Origin of the sequence: Paenibacillus sp. PK1-4R (genome assembly GCF_030369595.1) — a bacterium.
GTDB lineage: Bacteria > Bacillota > Bacilli > Paenibacillales > Paenibacillaceae > Paenibacillus.
This window is the reverse complement of sequence record NZ_CP126535.1, coordinates 6,491,412-6,507,562: the sequence shown is the minus strand read 5'-3', so window position 1 is coordinate 6,507,562 and position 16,151 is coordinate 6,491,412. Positions and strand designations below refer to the sequence as shown.

The following is a 16,151-nucleotide window of genomic DNA, read 5'->3' as shown; positions in this document are numbered from 1 at the left end:
ATGAGTGAAGCGCAAAATCGCATCATTCTGGACGTGGACACGGGGATTGACGATGCACTGGCGATTTTGCTGGCCGTCAAAAGCCGGAAGTTGGACATTCTCGGTATCACCACAGTCTGTGGGAACGTATCACTCCAGCAGGCAACAGAGAATACGTGCAAAATTCTTGAACTCGCGGGTGCACCTGAAATTCCGGTCATTGCCGGAGCAGCTGGACCGCTCACTCGCAAATCGCATTATGAACACCGGGTACATGGACAGGACGGATTGGGCGGTGCGCTGCCTGATCCTGCCGTGTCTAAGAAAGCCGAGGAAGGTTTTGCGCCAGACTTTATCGTGGAACAAGCCAAGCAATATCCGGGCGAACTGACATTAATCATGACCGCACCCTTAACGAACTTGGCCCTCGCGCTTATGAAGTGCCCTGAATTGCCTTCTTTATTGAAGGAAGTCATCTTCATGGGTGGTGTTGTTCGCGGACATGGCAATATTACACCAACCGCTGAGTACAACACATACGCTGATCCAGAGGCCGCTCGCATTGTACTGCATGCAGGTATCGAGAAGCTTACTCAAGTCGGACTGGATGTAACGCGTCAAACGCTGCTGAATGAAGCAACGATTGAGCGTCTCACCAATCCTGCACTACGCGCTTACGTGGCTCAGAGCACGGAGATTTATATCAACCGATATGAACAAATGAACGGCGTCCGCGCTTGCGCGTTACATGATCCACTAGCCGTTGGCGTAGCCCTTGCCCCGGAACTGGTAGGACGCAAATCCTATTACGTCGATGTCGAAACCGCCAGCCGCCTGTGCGATGGCCAGATGGTATGTGACTTCCAAAACCGTTTGGGTGAGCAGCCCAACACGCTCGTCTGCGAAACCGTAGACGCAGAAGCATTCCTTGAACTGTTTATCAACGCATTAAATGCGTAGCTATGATAGTTAAATTCATGTTTTACACAATAACGTAGTGACAGAAGAAAGCTGGAGAAGCGAAGCGTTCGCCTTTATCCCCGGATTTCACCTTTTCAATAAGGATCAAAAAATCTGGGGATAACAGCGATCGAAAGATTCTTCTGGCACGGAGTGGGCTAGTGTAAAGTTGTGCTTTTAACGTGTGAATAAAACCATTTTACAAGTCAGGAGTATCGCGATGAAGAAATCAGTAATCTACTGGCTACTGCTGCCGGGATTCGTGTTTTTGGCGGCATTTATGATAATTCCGATTGTCCTGACGATCGGGTCGACGTTTTTCCAAGAAAACTCCTTCACGTTTGAAGGATACATGCATTTTTTCAGAGACCCATACTTTTTGAAAATATTGCTTACGACGCTGCAAGTCAGCGTGGTCACCACCATCGTCTGTGTGGTGCTCGGATTCCCGACAGCTTATTATATTTCGCAGAAAGCGCCGCGCCGCAAAGGTATTTTGCTGGCACTGGCGATCTTCCCACTGCTGACGAGCCCGGTCGTGCGCTCGTTTAGCTGGATGATCATTCTTGGACGCAAAGGGCTGATTAATAACACCCTTGTAGGCCTTGGTATCGTGGACAAGCCGCTGGACATTCTGTACACGCCGGCAGCGATGATGATCGGTCTGACACACCTGTTCCTGCCATTGATGATTATCTCTCTGGTGGGCGTGCTGGAGAACATTGACGGTGACCTGCTCAAAGCAGCACAAAGTCTGGGCGCCTCGCGTATTACGGCATTCCGCCGGGTCGTGTTCCCACTGGCTGTGCCAGGACTTGTGATCGGAGCCGTGCTTGTCTTTGTCGGAAGCCTGACGGCGTATACCACACCTGCCCTCCTTGGAGGCAAGCAACGTGTAATTGCTACGTTCCTGTATCAAAACGCCATGACCCTCAACGACTGGTATCTGGCCTCGGTTGTTGCCGCGATTATGATTGTAATTACATTTGTCGTGGTCGGTGTCATGAACAAAATGGCCAAAACTTTAAATCCGAAGGGGTAGACATATGCGGGAGAAACATATCGGGCTGGGCCTGTTCAGTCTGCTGGTCTTTATCTTTCTGCTGGGCCCGCTTCTGATCATATCGGTCACTTCGTTTGAACCGGGAACGGTACTCAAATTTCCGCCGGAAGGGTTCTCCTTCCGCTGGTATGAGAATATTTTCAACACAGGCGGATTCCTCCGCACATTCCAAACGTCCATCATCATTTCCCTGCTGGGGAACCTGTTGGCGCTGGTGCTCGGAGTTCCGGCTGCGTATGCACTCAGTCGTTACGATTTCAAAGGCAAGTCTGTGCTGAACGCACTGTTCCTGTCCCCGGTACTGATCCCGGGAATCGTGCTTGGTTTTACATTGATGAAATACCTGATCGTAATCTACCATCTGCCAATGTATCTCGGACTATTGATCGGTCATACGATTATCATGCTTCCATTTATCATTCGAGTTATCGCATCGAGTCTGTCGAGCTTTGACTTTGCAGTGGAAGAAGCTGCGCTGAGTCTTGGTGCGGGACGGGTAAGAACGTTCTTTACGATTGTGCTTCCTAACATCCGCTCAGGAATTATCGCTGCGGTGTTGATTGCCTTCTTGGAGTCCTTCAACAACGTGGACATCTCGGTGTTCATGACCGGACCAGGGGTAAGCACATTACCGATCCAGATGCTGACGTATGTGGAGAATTACTTTGACCCAACGATTGCAGCGATTTCCGTGCTGTTGATGGTACTGACCGGACTCTTAATGTTCGTGATCGAACGGATCATGGGCGGTTTTTCATACTTTACTAAACGTTAATTGGAGGCGCAGAACGCTATGGCATTGCTGACATTAGACCACGTATCCGTGGCATACGATAAGCAGACAATCCTGAAGGATTTTCAGTTGGAGCTGGAAAAAGGTAAACTGCTCTCCCTGCTCGGACCGAGCGGTTGCGGCAAAACAACTACGCTGCGCCTCATCGCCGGATTTCTGGAAGCATCGCAGGGCAAGTTTATGTTCGGCGGCAAGGATTATACAAAGGTTCCGGCGAACAAGCGGAACTTCGGATTTGTATTTCAGAGTTACGCGTTATTCCCGCATCTGTCTGTCTATGACAACGTGGCCTTTGGCCTCAGGATGCGTAAAGTAAAAGACAAGGATATCTCTTCCCGTGTGATGCGAATCCTGGAAGTTGTTAACCTAAATGGATTTGAGAAACGTTTTCCACAAGAACTGTCCGGTGGACAGCGTCAGCGTGTGGCGATTGCCCGCGCATTGGTCATTGAACCTGACCTGCTCTTGTTCGACGAACCGCTCAGTAACCTGGATGCCAACCTGCGCCTTAACATGCGGGTGGAGATTCGCCGGATTCAGCAAGAGCTGGGCATTACAACGTTGTATGTCTCTCATGATCAGGAAGAGTGTTTCTCGATCTCGGATCAGGTAGCGATTATGAACAAAGGTGTGGTTGAGCAGCTCGACCGCCCGGAAACGATTTTTAAATATCCGGCAACGGAGTTTGTAGCACGGTTTATCGGGTTCCATAATTTCATTGAATTTGCGGAGCGTAGTGATGCAGGTGAAGTGATCACATTGACCGCAGGTGGACGCACATTTACTGCAACAGCACATCCCGGAACATCACGTCCGGGTGCTCGTAAAGGCGCGATTCGCCCGGATGATCTGATCGTTAGTGGAGATACTTCTGCGGATGTGGTGAATGCTTTGCCGGGGATTATCAAAGTCAGCACGTATCTGGGACGCAGTTATCAGTATGTAATTGAGACGGAACTCGGTGATTTTACAGCAAATCAGGAGATGGAGACACCTTACCTTAGTGGGCAACGTGTTAGCCTGATTTTCCCACAGGACAAGCTTGTACTGGTGGAGTAGTCGTGAATGGTTGGAATAGCTTGAGGAAATAAGAGCAGTAAAGAAGGCAACTCATGCGATGATTCCGGACGAGGGCAGTGGTGCGCAGTCATGTGCAGTACAGCAGATTAAAGTGCAGGTTCATTGTCCGGTTGGCATCGCGGTGAAATGCTTGTGAAGAAGGAGATTATGCCCCATGCGTGCAGATCAACTGATTGTTAATGTACATGTGTATAACAGTTATTATAAACGGTTTGAAATGAACAACGTTGCTGTACTCGACGGCAGATTCCTGTATGTTGGACCCGGTGGGCCTGAGATGATTCAGGCAGACGAAGTCATTGATGCGCGGGGAAGATACATGATTCCTGGCTTGATTGATATCCATCTGCATATCGAAAGTACGATGGTGACACCGGAAACCTTTTCTCATGGTCTGATTGGCAGCGGGGTAACATCCATTGTCGCAGAACCGCATGAGATGGCTAATGTATTTGGGCTGGAGGGTGTGCAGGAGATGATGACTGCGAGTCGGGAGACGACGGTGGACATGTTCTATGCGATTCCAAGTTCCGTTCCTGCAACCCCGATGGAGACAACAGGTGGTTCGATTGAAATCGAAGATATGGACGTGTTGCTCGCCACTGGCGAGATCATTTGTCTGGGCGAGATCATGAACTATGTCGATGTCATCCGTGATCCGGAGTGTAAGACAAACCAGATTTTACAGCATATCCGCAAAAACTATCCCGATCTGGTGATCGAAGGTCATACACCGAAACTGCTTGGACTCGATCTGCATCGACTGATCTACGCAGGTATCGATTCGGACCATACTCATCAGAGCATTGAGGGATTGCAGGCGCGGATTGCGGCAGGTATGTTTATTGAAATTCAGGAGAAATCAATGACACCGGAAGTCATGGAGTACCTGATTCAACATGATGTGGCACAGCACTTCTGCTTTGTAACAGATGATGTGATGCCGGATTCACTGGTGGAGCATGGTCATCTGAATCATATTGTACGTAAAGCGATTCAGATGGGGATGCGTCCGGAAGATGCGATCTACGCCGCAACATCTACCCCTGCTTCCCGAATGAAAATGACCGATCGTGGCAGCGTAGCCCCAGGCAAAGTGGCCGATTATGTGTTGGTATCCAACCTGGAGGAGCTCGCTATTGATCAGGTGTACAAAAACGGCCGCAAAGCTTATGACGATTACGAACCGTATAAGCAGGAACGCATAACCGGGCAGTTCCCACCTCACTTCTATAAGAGTGTACAGTTGGAGAAGTTGGGCGTAGCAGATTTTGCAATTCAGTTGTCAGACCCAAAAGTCAGCGGATCAGGTGTTGATTTCGCTGGTGAAGGTGAGTATCAATGCCGTGTCATGATGGTCAAGGATGGTTCTACTTTTGTAGAAGAACATATTGCACCGGTTCAGTCTTCGGATGGTGAATTGTTATGGGAAGAAAGCGGATATGCGCAAATCGCGACCTTTGAACGTTATGGTGTGAACGGCAATCGTGCACATGGTCTGATTGGTGGAGACACCATCAAGCGTGGCGCCATTGCAACGACATATTCACACGACAATCACAACCTGCTGGTTGTAGGACGTAATCGTGAAGATATGATAATCGCAGCTAACACGGTAATTTCAAGCCAAGGTGGCTTCTGTGTGGTGGAAGACGGTAAGGTGCTGTCCCATCTGGAACTTCCCGTAGGTGGCATTTTGACGGAAGAACCACTTGCAGTGGTGTCCCATCAAGTGAAGGAACTGAGAGCAGCGATGTTGTCTCTTGGATATGTACATTACAACCCGATCATGTCGATCAGTACTCACTCCCTTGCGGTAAGTCCGGCGCTGAAAATTACGGACCATGGCCTGATTGATGTGAATGCAGGTAAGGTTGTATCGTTAGTAATTTAATTAGAATACACACATTCTGTGGTGTACCTCCAATTAGATCGTTTGATAGTGGAGTAAATTTGGATTAGAAAAAGAAGGGCACCTCAGTTCACTACGATTTATGTTGTGGAAGGGGGGTGTTCTTTTTATATAAAAGAGCCACCAGCTTTCTTTCAAAAGCTACCCGCTCGATTTCGCCTATCCTTATTTGACCCGCGAGAAGAATTTGCCCTCATAAAATAAAAAAATCGCTAATTTAGCGATTTTCATTGGGCTATGTTTATAGCTCTTATACAAATTGCTTCATCGTCAAATTATAATAATTTCTCCGGGTTTTTCACTTTAATTGAAACAACCTCTCCGCAATCCAAGCAAACCGTGAATACTCTTTCTGAGCCAAGCGCCAATTTCTTATCCATTGGACGAAGATTGATAAAATCCGTTGCTTGTACGAAAGACGTTCCTCCACAATCAGTACATTTCTCCATATATTCATCCCACCTTTTAATCTTTAATAGGTTCTTTAATATATTATATTCCATTAACTGGAACAAGACAATTGCTTATATATCTGTTTGTGTAGGCTTCGCTCATATGCAAAGATCTGATCGTCTATAGTACGATGTTTCATTGTTTGGACGGGACAATTGAATACGTATATAGTAAGAAGAGAATGTTTGGACGCAAAAGCAGGAGGATAGACAACCACTATGAATGAAATAAATAATGCTAAAACCATATTTTTCGACGTGGATGACACCTTATATGATCACTTACAGCCGCTTCGTGGCGCGTTGCAGGACGTTCTCGGCCTGCCGGATGATTTTTCTTATGCTGAGGCCTATCACCGTTTTCGTTATTACAGTGACTGGCTGTCTGCACAAGAAGATCTGTCCGCTGTACCGGAGCCGGATGCAGTGGAGCGAATGCGCCGTCGGAGGTTTGAGTTGACGATGGAGGAATTTGGACTTCCCCTACAACTGGGACAGGCTGAAAAACTGCAAGCACAGTATCTGAGCAGACAGTTCGAGATTGTGCCTTTTGAAGGAGCGTATGAGCTGATCAGAAAGCTTCAGGCAGAAGGCCATACTGTTGGTCTAATCACCAATGGAGAAGGAGAACATCAGCGGCGCAAGCTTGAAGCACTGGATGTGCTTAGTCTCGTGGACGAGCATCTGATCTTCATCTCCGGTATGACTGGTTATGCGAAGCCTGATCGCAGGTTGTTTGAATATGTGAGTAAGCAGTCCGGGACAGATGCTCGTTCCAGCTATTACATCGGAGACTCGTGGCGTAATGATGTGGTAGGTGCAGTGGATGCGGGCTGGACAGTTATCTGGTTCAACCATCGGGATGCGCTGCCGGAGTCCGATCATCAACCTCATTTTGTAGCACGTAGCTATGAGGAAATCAGTTCTATTCTGACATTTGAACCTGTCCGAGTTTAAGGAGACTTATGTTTAAAGGAGCAGTCCTTTTACCGTCTTAGGTGCAGGTCTGCTTTTTTTTATACAATAACTTCTAAAGGCGTCAATAATGAAGTGTCTAACTCTTCGCTTTCGATTACAATTGCCATGAGTCCAGTTTCTGTTTTGGTTTCGTGCCATTCATGTATATCCCAGAGAACCGCTTCGCCACAACGAACCTTGATGTATTCATTTGCTTCACCTCTAACCCAACCCTCTCCACTTACGATCAAAAGGAGTTGAGGAACCACAGCTTGGTGATAACCTACTACTCCACCTTCAGCTAAATGCATACATCCGATATGAGCTGCTTTGTTGGTCTGCGTAATACGTGACATTACAAAATTAGAATCAAATTTGGTTATCTTTTTTCCTGACTCTTGTTTAAATTGAAACATCCTCATGTTTACCTCCGCAATAGTGACTAAGTTAACTTCCTATAATGGTAACTATCTTTATGATGGGTATCATCCTATTTCACTAATTTATGGATAATCCAATCAGATGAGTCTATCATAGCTCCAATCGTTTAGGAACAATTTGCTCACATTCATCATTTTGTTAATTGTCTGTGCCAACGTTTCTATGAAGCTCTGCTTCATGAAATCTTCATTCGAAAGAGTAGTTCAGAGCCTTCCCAAATAATATATACGGTGTTATAATTAAAACAAGATTTAGATTAAGTCTAAATTAAAATAACGAATTAAAGCAATCCATAACAATCATTCAAATTCTATTTTTATATTCGAGAGGGGATAAATTCCATGAACACAATCCAAACTAGAAACAACACTTTTGCTAACAACGCCACAGCACTTCAAGAGGTTCTGAACCGTCAGATCGCAGGCTGGTCTGTACTGTACACGAAAATGCATAACTTCCACTGGTATGTTCAAGGACCTCATTTCTTCACACTGCATGCCAAATTCGAAGAGCTGTACAATTTGGCTACAGCGAATATGGACGAAGTTGCAGAACGTTTGCTGGCTATTGGTGGACGTCCGGTGGCTACGATGGCTGAACAGCTGCGTCTGTCTCCAATTGAAGAGGCACAAGGCCAGTTGTCTGCTGAACGTATGGTAGATTCGGTGGTTGCTGATCTACGCACGATGGTGGAAGTGATTCGTCAAGGCATTCACGAAGCAGGAGAAGTAGAAGATAACGCAACGGAAGATATGCTGATTGGATTCACTGCTGCACTGGATAAAGAGGTCTGGATGTTAAACGCATTTCTGGGCAAATAAGCAAAGTCACCCTACATCCTGACAACGATATGTAGAGTCCGTGAACAAAGTGTCCGTTCGCTTACAAATCCGGTGCGCTTGCCGTATAATGATGGCATTCAAGATGTACAGAATGGTGGAATGAACAATGCGGTCAGACCTGGAACAATTGCAGGAAGAAGCTGAACGGTTTATATATACATGTTATGAAGAGCTGGGCCATTCGCGTGAAGACGCGCAGGCCCGGCTTGTTGCCGTTATGGGCGAGATCGAAGTAACCGGTACTTATGTGCATACCACAGAGGAATTGGAGCAGGGTTGTAAAATGGCATGGCGGAACAGTAATCGCTGCATCGGACGGCTGTTCTGGGACAAACTTCGGATCGTGGATGCCCGTCATGCCGATACGGCAGGAACGGCAGCGGATGCTGTGTTGAATCATATTCATGTGGCATCAAACGGAGGCAAAGTAATTCCGATGATTACTATCCTTCCACCGGATGGGCCGAATGGAGCTCCGGTACGTGTCTGGAATCATCAGCTTATTCGTTATGCAGGATATGAGACAGAGCAAGGCATTATTGGAGATCCTGCTTCGGTGGAACTGACCAAGGCGGCGATGTCACTTGGCTGGCAAGGAGCAGGTAGCTCATATGATGTGTTACCGCTCATTATTCAGGTACAAGGACAAGCGCCAGAGTGGTATGTTATACCCGAAGAAGAGATTGTGGAAGTGATGATTGAACACCCAGAGCGGGAAGAGATTGCGGAGCTTGGCATGCGCTGGTACGGTGTGCCGATGATCGCCGATATGCGTCTGGAGATTGGTGGTATATCCTACCCGGCAGCGCCGTTCAATGGTTGGTATATGGGTACTGAGATTGGCGCCCGTAATCTGGCGGACACGTTCCGGTATAACAAATTGCCTGCGGTGGCGGCAGCATTTGGATTGAATACGTCGAGTGAAACGACATTGTGGAAGGACCGTGCTTTGGTGGAGCTGAATGTTGCTGTGCTGCATTCGTTCAAAAAAGCAGGCGTGAGCATTGTGGATCACCACACGGCGGCAGCGCAATTTGCTATGTTTGAACAGCGGGAAGAGAAGGCTGGACGTGAGCTGACCGGGGATTGGGTGTGGCTGATTCCGCCAGTGTCTCCAGCGACAACGCATATTTTCCACAGCTCCTATCGTAATGAGATCGTGAAGCCGAACTTTTTCCATCAGGATCAGGCGTATACCCTGAAAGATGGTGTGGCATCTGCCGCAGAGCCGAGAAGTAGCGAGCAGCAGAATGCACAGGTAGAGAATCCCCAGCCACAGGCCGGAGATGCACCAATGAAATGCCCGTTTGCACATTAAATTGTGCAGGCGGGTTATTTTTTGTGATCCTTTTTTATCAAACGAAGGGCTTTAAAATAGGAAAAAAATGAAAAGATTCTTTCTCTATATGGAAATATATAACACACCTATAATGAAGCCATGACTTTGACTTCACATAGGGGAGGGAACAATCCATGGGTTATATTGAAACGTTGCGAGGAATGGTTGGCAATGCTCCTGTTATTTTGGTGAGACCGAGTATATTGATCTTAAACAAGACAGGTGAGATTCTATTGGTTCGACATCTGGATGATACGTGGGGAGTACCGGGTGGAAATATGGAGCTCGGCGAATCGGTGGAAGAGTCTGCAATAAGAGAAGTCAGAGAAGAGATTGGGATAGAGATCAAGAAACTTCATCTGTATGGCGTCTTCTCAGGAAAAGAGTTATACACGAAATTAAGAAATGGGCATGAATACTACAATGTGGTCATTGGTTATATTTGCACGGAGTATGAGGGAGAACTGAAGCCAGATGGGGTTGAAGTCTTTGAAGCGGAATTTTTCAAACCAACGGAATTGCCTGAAAGGACCGACCCTTACTTAAAAAGAAAAATCCAAGAAAATGCAGAGCATATAGCAACATTATTGGGAAAAGTATAATCGAGAGGTTGCCACCGAAATGGTTTCTCTCACGAGTTGTAGAGCTAACGAACCGAGCGCTTCTTATAGGGCGGATTATTTGTGGAATTGTAATTTAACGAAGTAGAAATTGAAGCAAATAACACTTGTGCAGTTCGTTAGAAAATAATTATGCCAATAAAGGGATGTCCTCCGTCATGTTCGTGACTTGTGGGACATCTCCCTTTTGCTTTTACACCCGTCTTGTCTTATACCGACTTCGCATCGCGGCCTGAACTACAATGGCAACAGCAATCAACACCAGATTGAACACAAACACGGAGTAAAGCGATCCAACTTCCATAAGCAACGCAGCAACCAGTGGAGATACGATGGAGCCGATCTCGGCAGCTGAGACAATTTTGCCTATGACAGAACTTCGACTCTCGTCCGGGATATGATCACCAATATGAGCAAAGAACGAATCCATGTAACATGCTCCGCCCACCCCGCCAATCAACATGCCAACGTAGACCCATAGATGGGAGGACGTGCTTAGAAATACAGCAACTTCGATTCCAATGAGAAACATGCCGAGCATACAGAGTAACAGACGATCGCCTAACCGGTCAGAGAGATAACCAACAAAGGGAGCAGCGGCAAGCGTAGAAATCCCTGAGACGGTGAAGGCGAGACTGGTTGCAAACGGGTCCCAATGCATGATGTGAGCTGCATACAGTGCAAAATAGGTGAGGAATACCGCATAGGCGCTCATCTCCAAAAAATGTACTGTGCCGTAGCCGAGAAGCTGTTGCCGCTGTGTGAGCTTTGTGTATTTGCCAATCGTTGTTGATTTGTGAGATTGGTTGGATTGGTAAGTTAAGGAGGTATCCGTAGCTTCTGAATACAGTGCATTAGAGGTTGCTGAAGGTAAAGGAGGGGTCTCATCCGTGTGGAGCACCGGGTGTGTTAAGTTGTCCAGTGGTTCTTGCTCCACAACAGCCGAAAGCTCTTCTATTACTGGTTCGTTCAACCTATCCCCAGACTCATGATTAGCTCTAGCAGGTGCCGACGTCTTCATCCCCATCGCAGCGACCACGGCCATCAGACAACATACGGTAACGAGTAAAAAAGGCACCGACAATGTCCAGTGCAGCGCAAGCCAGCCACTAATGACTGGGCCAAGTACCATACCGCCACCTTCACTGCTGCTGATATACCCATTGTACAGCCCGCGGTTGTCTATATTACCCCCATCTCCGATGATGGAACGCACAACCACGGTAAGGCCGGTGGAAGCGAGTCCTTGCAGCAGCCGAAGCAGACCGAATAATACCGCAGCAGAAGACAATGCGAAGCCGCCCATACAGACAGCGAGCAGGATCAGCATCAGGATGAGCGCATTTTTCCCTCCGAGCTTTTTATAAATTGCCGCAGCAGGAACACCGCCAATCACTTTCCCCACATAAAAGAGTGCAAAAATAACCCCCATCATCCAGCCGGACAGGCCGAATTCCTCAATAAACAAAGGAAACAGGGGCAGGATCATGAATCCGCCCATCTGACTGAGGAAACAAATGGTCATCAGCAAAGGCAGGTTACGACGAATATCCAAGAGCCAAGACTCCTCTCACACATAAAATGGAATCCTAAAAATCCTTCAATTACTCCATATGGGTACGTATTATCGACATTACCTGTAATGTATGCAGAATTTTAAACAATAAGAAGAAATGACATGCGGCGTTTACATCAAAACCATTGCGGATATACCTGAATCATATATAATAGATGGGTTATCTATAAGGATGCATGAATGAAAGTGTACAGAATTAAGAGGTACCTCAAGTATAAGGGGGCGATGTGAAGCATGTCAGAACAACAACCGATTATCCGCTTTGAAGCGGTGACTCAGCAATACGATCAGGATGAAGCCGTATTGAAGGCAGTCAGCTTTGAGATTGAGCGGGGTAAATTTTATACGCTTCTTGGCCCATCGGGCTGCGGGAAAACAACGATATTGCGGTTGATTGCCGGTTTTGCGGAGCCGACTCAGGGCAGTATTTATTTTAATGGTGCGCTCATCAACCGAGTGCCTGCCCACCAGCGGCAAGTGAATACCGTATTTCAGGATTATGCGTTATTTCCACATTTGAATGTATTTGAGAACGTAGCTTTTGGCTTGCGGATCAAAAAGATGAAAACGGCTGAAATTCGCAGCAAAGTGTTGGAAGCCCTCAAATTCGTCAATCTGTCCGGTTATGAGAACCGTGAAATTGGCGAAATGTCTGGTGGACAACGACAACGTGTTGCGATTGCACGCGCCATTGTGAACGAACCTGAAATTCTGCTGCTGGACGAGCCGCTCTCAGCACTCGATCTGAAGCTGCGGACCGAAATGCAGTATGAATTAAGGGAGCTGCAACAGCGACTGGGCATCACGTTTATCTTTGTTACACATGATCAGGAAGAAGCCTTGGCGATGTCCGACGAGATCTTTGTCCTGAATGGCGGCGTGATCCAACAGAGCGGTACACCGAATGATATCTATGATGAGCCGATTAACCGCTTTGTGGCAGACTTTATCGGGGAATCGAACATTGTATCGGGCAAAATGAAGCAGGACTTTGTGGTGGAATTCGCTGGCGCACAGCACGAGTGTGTCGATCAGGGTCTCCAGCCGGACGAGCCGGTAGAGATTGTCATTCGCCCAGAGGATCTTGAGATTACAACCGAAGAACAAGGTAAGCTGAAGGTCAATGTGGACTCCCAGTTATTCCGCGGAGTGCATTACGAAATATCCACGTACGACGATGCGGGCAATGAGTGGCTTGTTCATTCAACCAAGAAAGCTGTTGTCGGCGCGCGGATAGGGCTCTATTTTGACCCGGAAGCTGTACACGTTATGCGCTTTAACGAGACCGAAGAAGAGTTCGACAAACGACTCGAAGCCTATCAAGAGGCCGCTCATGCAGACTAAGGCCAGCACACGCAATGCGTATCTGATTCCATATGTACTATGGATGGTGTTGTTTGTTGTGGCGCCGGTTCTGCTGGTCATCTATTATTCATTCTTCGATGTGGAGGGTAACTTCACGTTTGGCAACTACGCCCGCTTCTTTACGCCGGTGTACTTGCAGATGACGCTCAGTTCGTTCTGGTATGCATTTCTGATTACGGCGTTCTCGCTGCTTATCTCGTATCCAACGGCGTATATGCTGACCCGGACGAAGCACAAGCAGCTGTGGTTGCTGCTGATCATTCTGCCAAGCTGGATCAATCTTTTGTTAAAAGCGTACGCCTTTATCGGCTTGTTTGGAACGTACGGTTTGACCAACTCCCTGCTTGAAGTCGTGGGTATTGGCACACAGCAGATTTTGTTCACCGATTTCAGTTTTATCTTTGTCTCGGTGTACATCTTCATTCCATTCATGATCCTGCCGATCTTCAATGCGTTGGAAGAGATGAATCCATCGTTGATCTACGCGGCGCGGGATCTGGGTGCCTCATCTTGGCTGACCTTCCGCCGGGTTATCTTTCCGCTGACGATTAGCGGTGTGAAATCAGGCTGTCAGGCTGTATTTATTCCAGCACTGTCTCTGTTCATGATTACCCGCCTTATTGCGGGGAACCGTGTAATTACGCTGGGAACAGCGATTGAACAGCATTTTCTCGTCACCCAGGACTGGGGGATGGGTTCAACGATTGCCGTCTTTTTGATTATTGCGATGGCGATTATTATGTTCCTGACTGGATCAGGCAAGAAGGAGGTGCGTAATGGGAAGAAACGGAAAGCTGTCTAACGTCTATCTGGCCGTTGTATTCGCCATATTGTACGCACCGATTGCGTATCTGATCTTCTACTCCTTCAACAGCGGCGGTCACATGCGCAGCTTCGAAGGATTCACGCTTGAATGGTACAGAGAAGTGTTTGCCGATACACGGCTGCTCATCATTGTGCTGAATACATTTATCATTGCGCTCCTGTCATCAGCGATCTCAACGATCCTTGGTGTTGCAGGAGCACTGGCGATCTACCATGTGCGTCGCAAACGGACCAAGAACACGCTGCTGTCACTCAATAACGTGCTCATCGTGAGTCCCGATGTCATCATTGGTGCATCGTTCCTGATCCTGTTTACCATGATTGGTATCAAACTGGGCTTCACTTCGGTCCTGCTGTCTCATATCGCATTCAGTGTACCGATCGTTGTGATCATGGTACTGCCGAAGCTGCAGGAGATGAGTCCAACACTGATGGATGCAGCACGCGATCTGGGCGCTGGTTCATGGCAGATTCTGACGCGTGTGGTGCTGCCATACGTGAAACCGGGTATTTTTGCCGGATTCTTCATGGCATTGACGTACTCGCTCGATGATTTTGCGGTAACATTCTTTGTCACGGGTAATGGATACTCCACACTCTCGGTAGAGATATACTCCAGAGCAAGGCAGGGTGTTTCCTTGTCCATCAATGCTTTGTCTACCCTGTTGTTCCTGCTCACGGTGCTGCTGGTGGTTGGATATTACTTCATTAACCGCCGTGCAACACGGATACCTCCAGGAGGAAAGGGGCTGCGACCATGAAGCAACTGGTACGGACATTTGCGCTTGTTTTTGTGGCCGCCTTTGCCCTGATGATCCTGGCTTCGTATCTGAATAAGAGTCAGGGGTATTCTGGCGGAAACACGCTGACCATCTATAACTGGGGCGATTATATCGACCCGGATCTGCTCAAGGAATTTGAGGATGAGACAGGCATTAAGGTCATCTATCAGACGTTTGATTCCAATGAAGCGATGCTGACCAAGATTGAGCAGGGCGGTACTACGTTTGATGTGGCGATTCCTTCTGAATATGCGATTAGCAAAATGAAAGAGGAAGACCTGCTCGTTCCAATTGATCACAGCAAATTGACTAACCTGAGCAACATCGATCCGCGATTCTTGGACTTGTCCTTTGACGAAGGCAACAAGTACTCGATCCCTTATTTCTGGGGAACAGTGGGGGTTGTGTTCAATCCCGAACTGGTGGATGGATTGACGTTTGATAGCTGGAACGACCTGTGGGACCCGCGTCTGAAAAACCAAATCCTGCTCCTTGATGGCGCACGCGAAGTCATTGGGATGGGATTGAACAGTCTCGGGTATTCTCTGAATGATACCAACGAAGACCATTTGCAAGAAGCGCTGAAGAAGCTGTCTACATTGACACCAAACGTCAGAGCAATTGTGGGTGATGAGATCAAGATGCTGCTTGCGAACGAGGAAGCGGCAGTTGGACTTGTATGGTCCGGGGATGCATCCGAGATTATGGATGAGAACGACAAGCTGGATTACATGGTGCCAGAAGAGGGATCAAACCTCTGGTTCGATAACATGGTTATTCCAAAGACGGCGAGTAATATTGAAGGGGCACACCAGTTTATCAACTTCATGCTGGACCCAGACCATGCGGCTCGCAATGCCGAGTATGTGGGATATTCCACACCAAACGCTGAGGCCCTTAAGCTGCTGCCAGAGGACATCTCGGAGGATGAACGGTTCTATCCAGACGAGACACTGACAGGTAAGCTGGAGGTCTACGATAATCTGGGTAAAAAAATGCTCTCGCATTATAACGACCTGTTCCTGGAGTTTAAAATGCACAGTAAATAACCGCCAATAACGTGTGCACAGTTCGTTAGATTATGAAAAAAACAAAAAGGGTTGCTGCTCGTCATTTCATTTGAATGACGAGCAGCAACCCTTTTTTATTACCTACTTCAGAGCAA

General features: G+C 47.5%; 16 protein-coding genes. 13 read left to right on the top strand and 3 right to left on the bottom strand.

What is annotated here, in order from left to right:
- The 5 genes from QNO02_RS28260 (at position 1) to QNO02_RS28240 (ending at position 5,769) form a co-directional block, all read left to right on the top strand.
- Positions 1-939 carry a nucleoside hydrolase gene (locus QNO02_RS28260; RefSeq protein WP_289390580.1) on the top strand — a complete coding sequence of 313 codons (939 nt, stop codon included), beginning with the start codon at positions 1-3 and terminating at the stop codon, positions 937-939.
- A gap of 220 nt (positions 940-1,159) precedes the next feature.
- A complete protein-coding gene (locus QNO02_RS28255; RefSeq protein ID WP_036612869.1) occupies positions 1,160-1,981 on the top strand; it encodes an ABC transporter permease in 822 nt (273 codons plus the stop codon).
- A gap of 4 nt (positions 1,982-1,985) precedes the next feature.
- The gene (locus QNO02_RS28250) at positions 1,986-2,777 is read left to right on the top strand and encodes an ABC transporter permease (protein ID WP_017691790.1); all 792 of its coding nucleotides are present in this window, start codon (positions 1,986-1,988) and stop codon (positions 2,775-2,777) included.
- 18 nt (positions 2,778-2,795) lie between these two features.
- Positions 2,796-3,854 carry an ABC transporter ATP-binding protein gene (locus tag QNO02_RS28245; protein WP_289390578.1) on the top strand — a complete coding sequence of 353 codons (1,059 nt, stop codon included), beginning with the start codon at positions 2,796-2,798 and terminating at the stop codon, positions 3,852-3,854.
- Positions 3,855-4,029: 175 nt separating this feature from the next.
- A complete protein-coding gene (locus QNO02_RS28240) occupies positions 4,030-5,769 on the top strand; it encodes an adenine deaminase C-terminal domain-containing protein (RefSeq protein ID WP_289390577.1) in 1,740 nt (579 codons plus the stop codon).
- Positions 5,770-6,062: 293 nt separating this feature from the next.
- Here the strand turns inward: QNO02_RS28240 and QNO02_RS28235 are convergent, their stop codons facing one another.
- Entirely contained in the window at positions 6,063-6,236 is a 174-nt protein-coding gene (locus tag QNO02_RS28235; protein ID WP_289390576.1) for a hypothetical protein, read from the bottom strand.
- 222 nt (positions 6,237-6,458) lie between these two features.
- On the opposite strand from QNO02_RS28235, the gene QNO02_RS28230 reads away from it, so the two are divergent.
- Positions 6,459-7,196 (top strand): HAD family hydrolase, encoded by a 738-nt coding sequence (locus tag QNO02_RS28230; protein WP_289390575.1) that lies wholly within the window; start codon positions 6,459-6,461, stop codon positions 7,194-7,196.
- 59 nt (positions 7,197-7,255) lie between these two features.
- Here QNO02_RS28230 and QNO02_RS28225 read toward each other — a convergent pair whose 3' ends face one another.
- Complete coding sequence (locus QNO02_RS28225; protein WP_289390574.1) at positions 7,256-7,618, bottom strand: cupin; 363 nt, start codon at positions 7,616-7,618, stop codon at positions 7,256-7,258.
- 360 nt (positions 7,619-7,978) lie between these two features.
- Between QNO02_RS28225 and QNO02_RS28220 the strand changes: the two genes are divergently transcribed.
- From QNO02_RS28220 to QNO02_RS28210, 3 genes are all read left to right on the top strand, one after another.
- Positions 7,979-8,458: a Dps family protein gene (locus QNO02_RS28220; RefSeq protein ID WP_289390573.1), complete on the top strand. Its 480-nt coding sequence runs from the start codon at positions 7,979-7,981 to the stop codon at positions 8,456-8,458.
- Between the two features lie 127 nt (positions 8,459-8,585).
- Positions 8,586-9,797, top strand: a complete 1,212-nt coding sequence (locus QNO02_RS28215) for a nitric oxide synthase oxygenase (RefSeq protein ID WP_289390572.1) — start codon at positions 8,586-8,588, stop codon at positions 9,795-9,797.
- Between the two features lie 155 nt (positions 9,798-9,952).
- Entirely contained in the window at positions 9,953-10,420 is a 468-nt protein-coding gene (locus tag QNO02_RS28210; RefSeq protein ID WP_133386170.1) for an NUDIX hydrolase, read from the top strand.
- Positions 10,421-10,631: 211 nt separating this feature from the next.
- On the opposite strand, the gene QNO02_RS28205 is transcribed toward QNO02_RS28210, so the two are convergent.
- Positions 10,632-11,993 (bottom strand): MFS transporter, encoded by a 1,362-nt coding sequence (locus QNO02_RS28205; protein ID WP_289390571.1) that lies wholly within the window; start codon positions 11,991-11,993, stop codon positions 10,632-10,634.
- A 255-nt stretch (positions 11,994-12,248) separates the two neighbouring features.
- On the opposite strand from QNO02_RS28205, the gene QNO02_RS28200 reads away from it, so the two are divergent.
- Genes QNO02_RS28200 through QNO02_RS28185 form a run of 4 tightly spaced genes read left to right on the top strand, consistent with a single transcriptional unit; the run spans position 12,249 to position 16,035 of the window.
- Positions 12,249-13,358: an ABC transporter ATP-binding protein gene (locus QNO02_RS28200; protein ID WP_062836830.1), complete on the top strand. Its 1,110-nt coding sequence runs from the start codon at positions 12,249-12,251 to the stop codon at positions 13,356-13,358.
- Positions 13,348-14,181 (top strand): ABC transporter permease, encoded by an 834-nt coding sequence (locus tag QNO02_RS28195; protein WP_017691799.1) that lies wholly within the window; start codon positions 13,348-13,350, stop codon positions 14,179-14,181. The genes QNO02_RS28200 and QNO02_RS28195 overlap by 11 nt, the downstream gene beginning before the upstream one ends.
- On the top strand, positions 14,156-14,965 hold the full coding sequence (locus tag QNO02_RS28190; RefSeq protein ID WP_062836831.1) for an ABC transporter permease: 810 nt from the start codon (positions 14,156-14,158) through the stop codon (positions 14,963-14,965). Before QNO02_RS28195 ends, QNO02_RS28190 begins: the two co-directional genes overlap by 26 nt.
- Positions 14,962-16,035, top strand: a complete 1,074-nt coding sequence (locus tag QNO02_RS28185; protein ID WP_091036006.1) for an ABC transporter substrate-binding protein — start codon at positions 14,962-14,964, stop codon at positions 16,033-16,035. Before QNO02_RS28190 ends, QNO02_RS28185 begins: the two co-directional genes overlap by 4 nt.
- Positions 16,036-16,151: the final 116 nt, after the last annotated feature.

Bases quoted from the DNA above. Each gene is read 5' to 3' on its own strand.
- QNO02_RS28260 (WP_289390580.1), top strand. From the start codon at position 1: ATGAGTGAAGCGCAAAATCGCATCATTCTGGACGTGGACACGGGGATT.
- QNO02_RS28255 (WP_036612869.1), top strand. From the start codon at position 1,160: ATGAAGAAATCAGTAATCTACTGGCTACTGCTGCCGGGATTCGTGTTT.
- QNO02_RS28250 (WP_017691790.1), top strand. From the start codon at position 1,986: ATGCGGGAGAAACATATCGGGCTGGGCCTGTTCAGTCTGCTGGTCTTT.
- QNO02_RS28245 (WP_289390578.1), top strand. From the start codon at position 2,796: ATGGCATTGCTGACATTAGACCACGTATCCGTGGCATACGATAAGCAG.
- QNO02_RS28240 (WP_289390577.1), top strand. From the start codon at position 4,030: ATGCGTGCAGATCAACTGATTGTTAATGTACATGTGTATAACAGTTAT.
- QNO02_RS28235 (WP_289390576.1), bottom strand. From the start codon at position 6,236: ATGGAGAAATGTACTGATTGTGGAGGAACGTCTTTCGTACAAGCAACG.
- QNO02_RS28230 (WP_289390575.1), top strand. From the start codon at position 6,459: ATGAATGAAATAAATAATGCTAAAACCATATTTTTCGACGTGGATGAC.
- QNO02_RS28225 (WP_289390574.1), bottom strand. From the start codon at position 7,618: ATGAGGATGTTTCAATTTAAACAAGAGTCAGGAAAAAAGATAACCAAA.
- QNO02_RS28220 (WP_289390573.1), top strand. From the start codon at position 7,979: ATGAACACAATCCAAACTAGAAACAACACTTTTGCTAACAACGCCACA.
- QNO02_RS28215 (WP_289390572.1), top strand. From the start codon at position 8,586: ATGCGGTCAGACCTGGAACAATTGCAGGAAGAAGCTGAACGGTTTATA.
- QNO02_RS28210 (WP_133386170.1), top strand. From the start codon at position 9,953: ATGGGTTATATTGAAACGTTGCGAGGAATGGTTGGCAATGCTCCTGTT.
- QNO02_RS28200 (WP_062836830.1), top strand. From the start codon at position 12,249: ATGTCAGAACAACAACCGATTATCCGCTTTGAAGCGGTGACTCAGCAA.
- QNO02_RS28195 (WP_017691799.1), top strand. From the start codon at position 13,348: ATGCAGACTAAGGCCAGCACACGCAATGCGTATCTGATTCCATATGTA.
- QNO02_RS28190 (WP_062836831.1), top strand. From the start codon at position 14,156: ATGGGAAGAAACGGAAAGCTGTCTAACGTCTATCTGGCCGTTGTATTC.
- QNO02_RS28185 (WP_091036006.1), top strand. From the start codon at position 14,962: ATGAAGCAACTGGTACGGACATTTGCGCTTGTTTTTGTGGCCGCCTTT.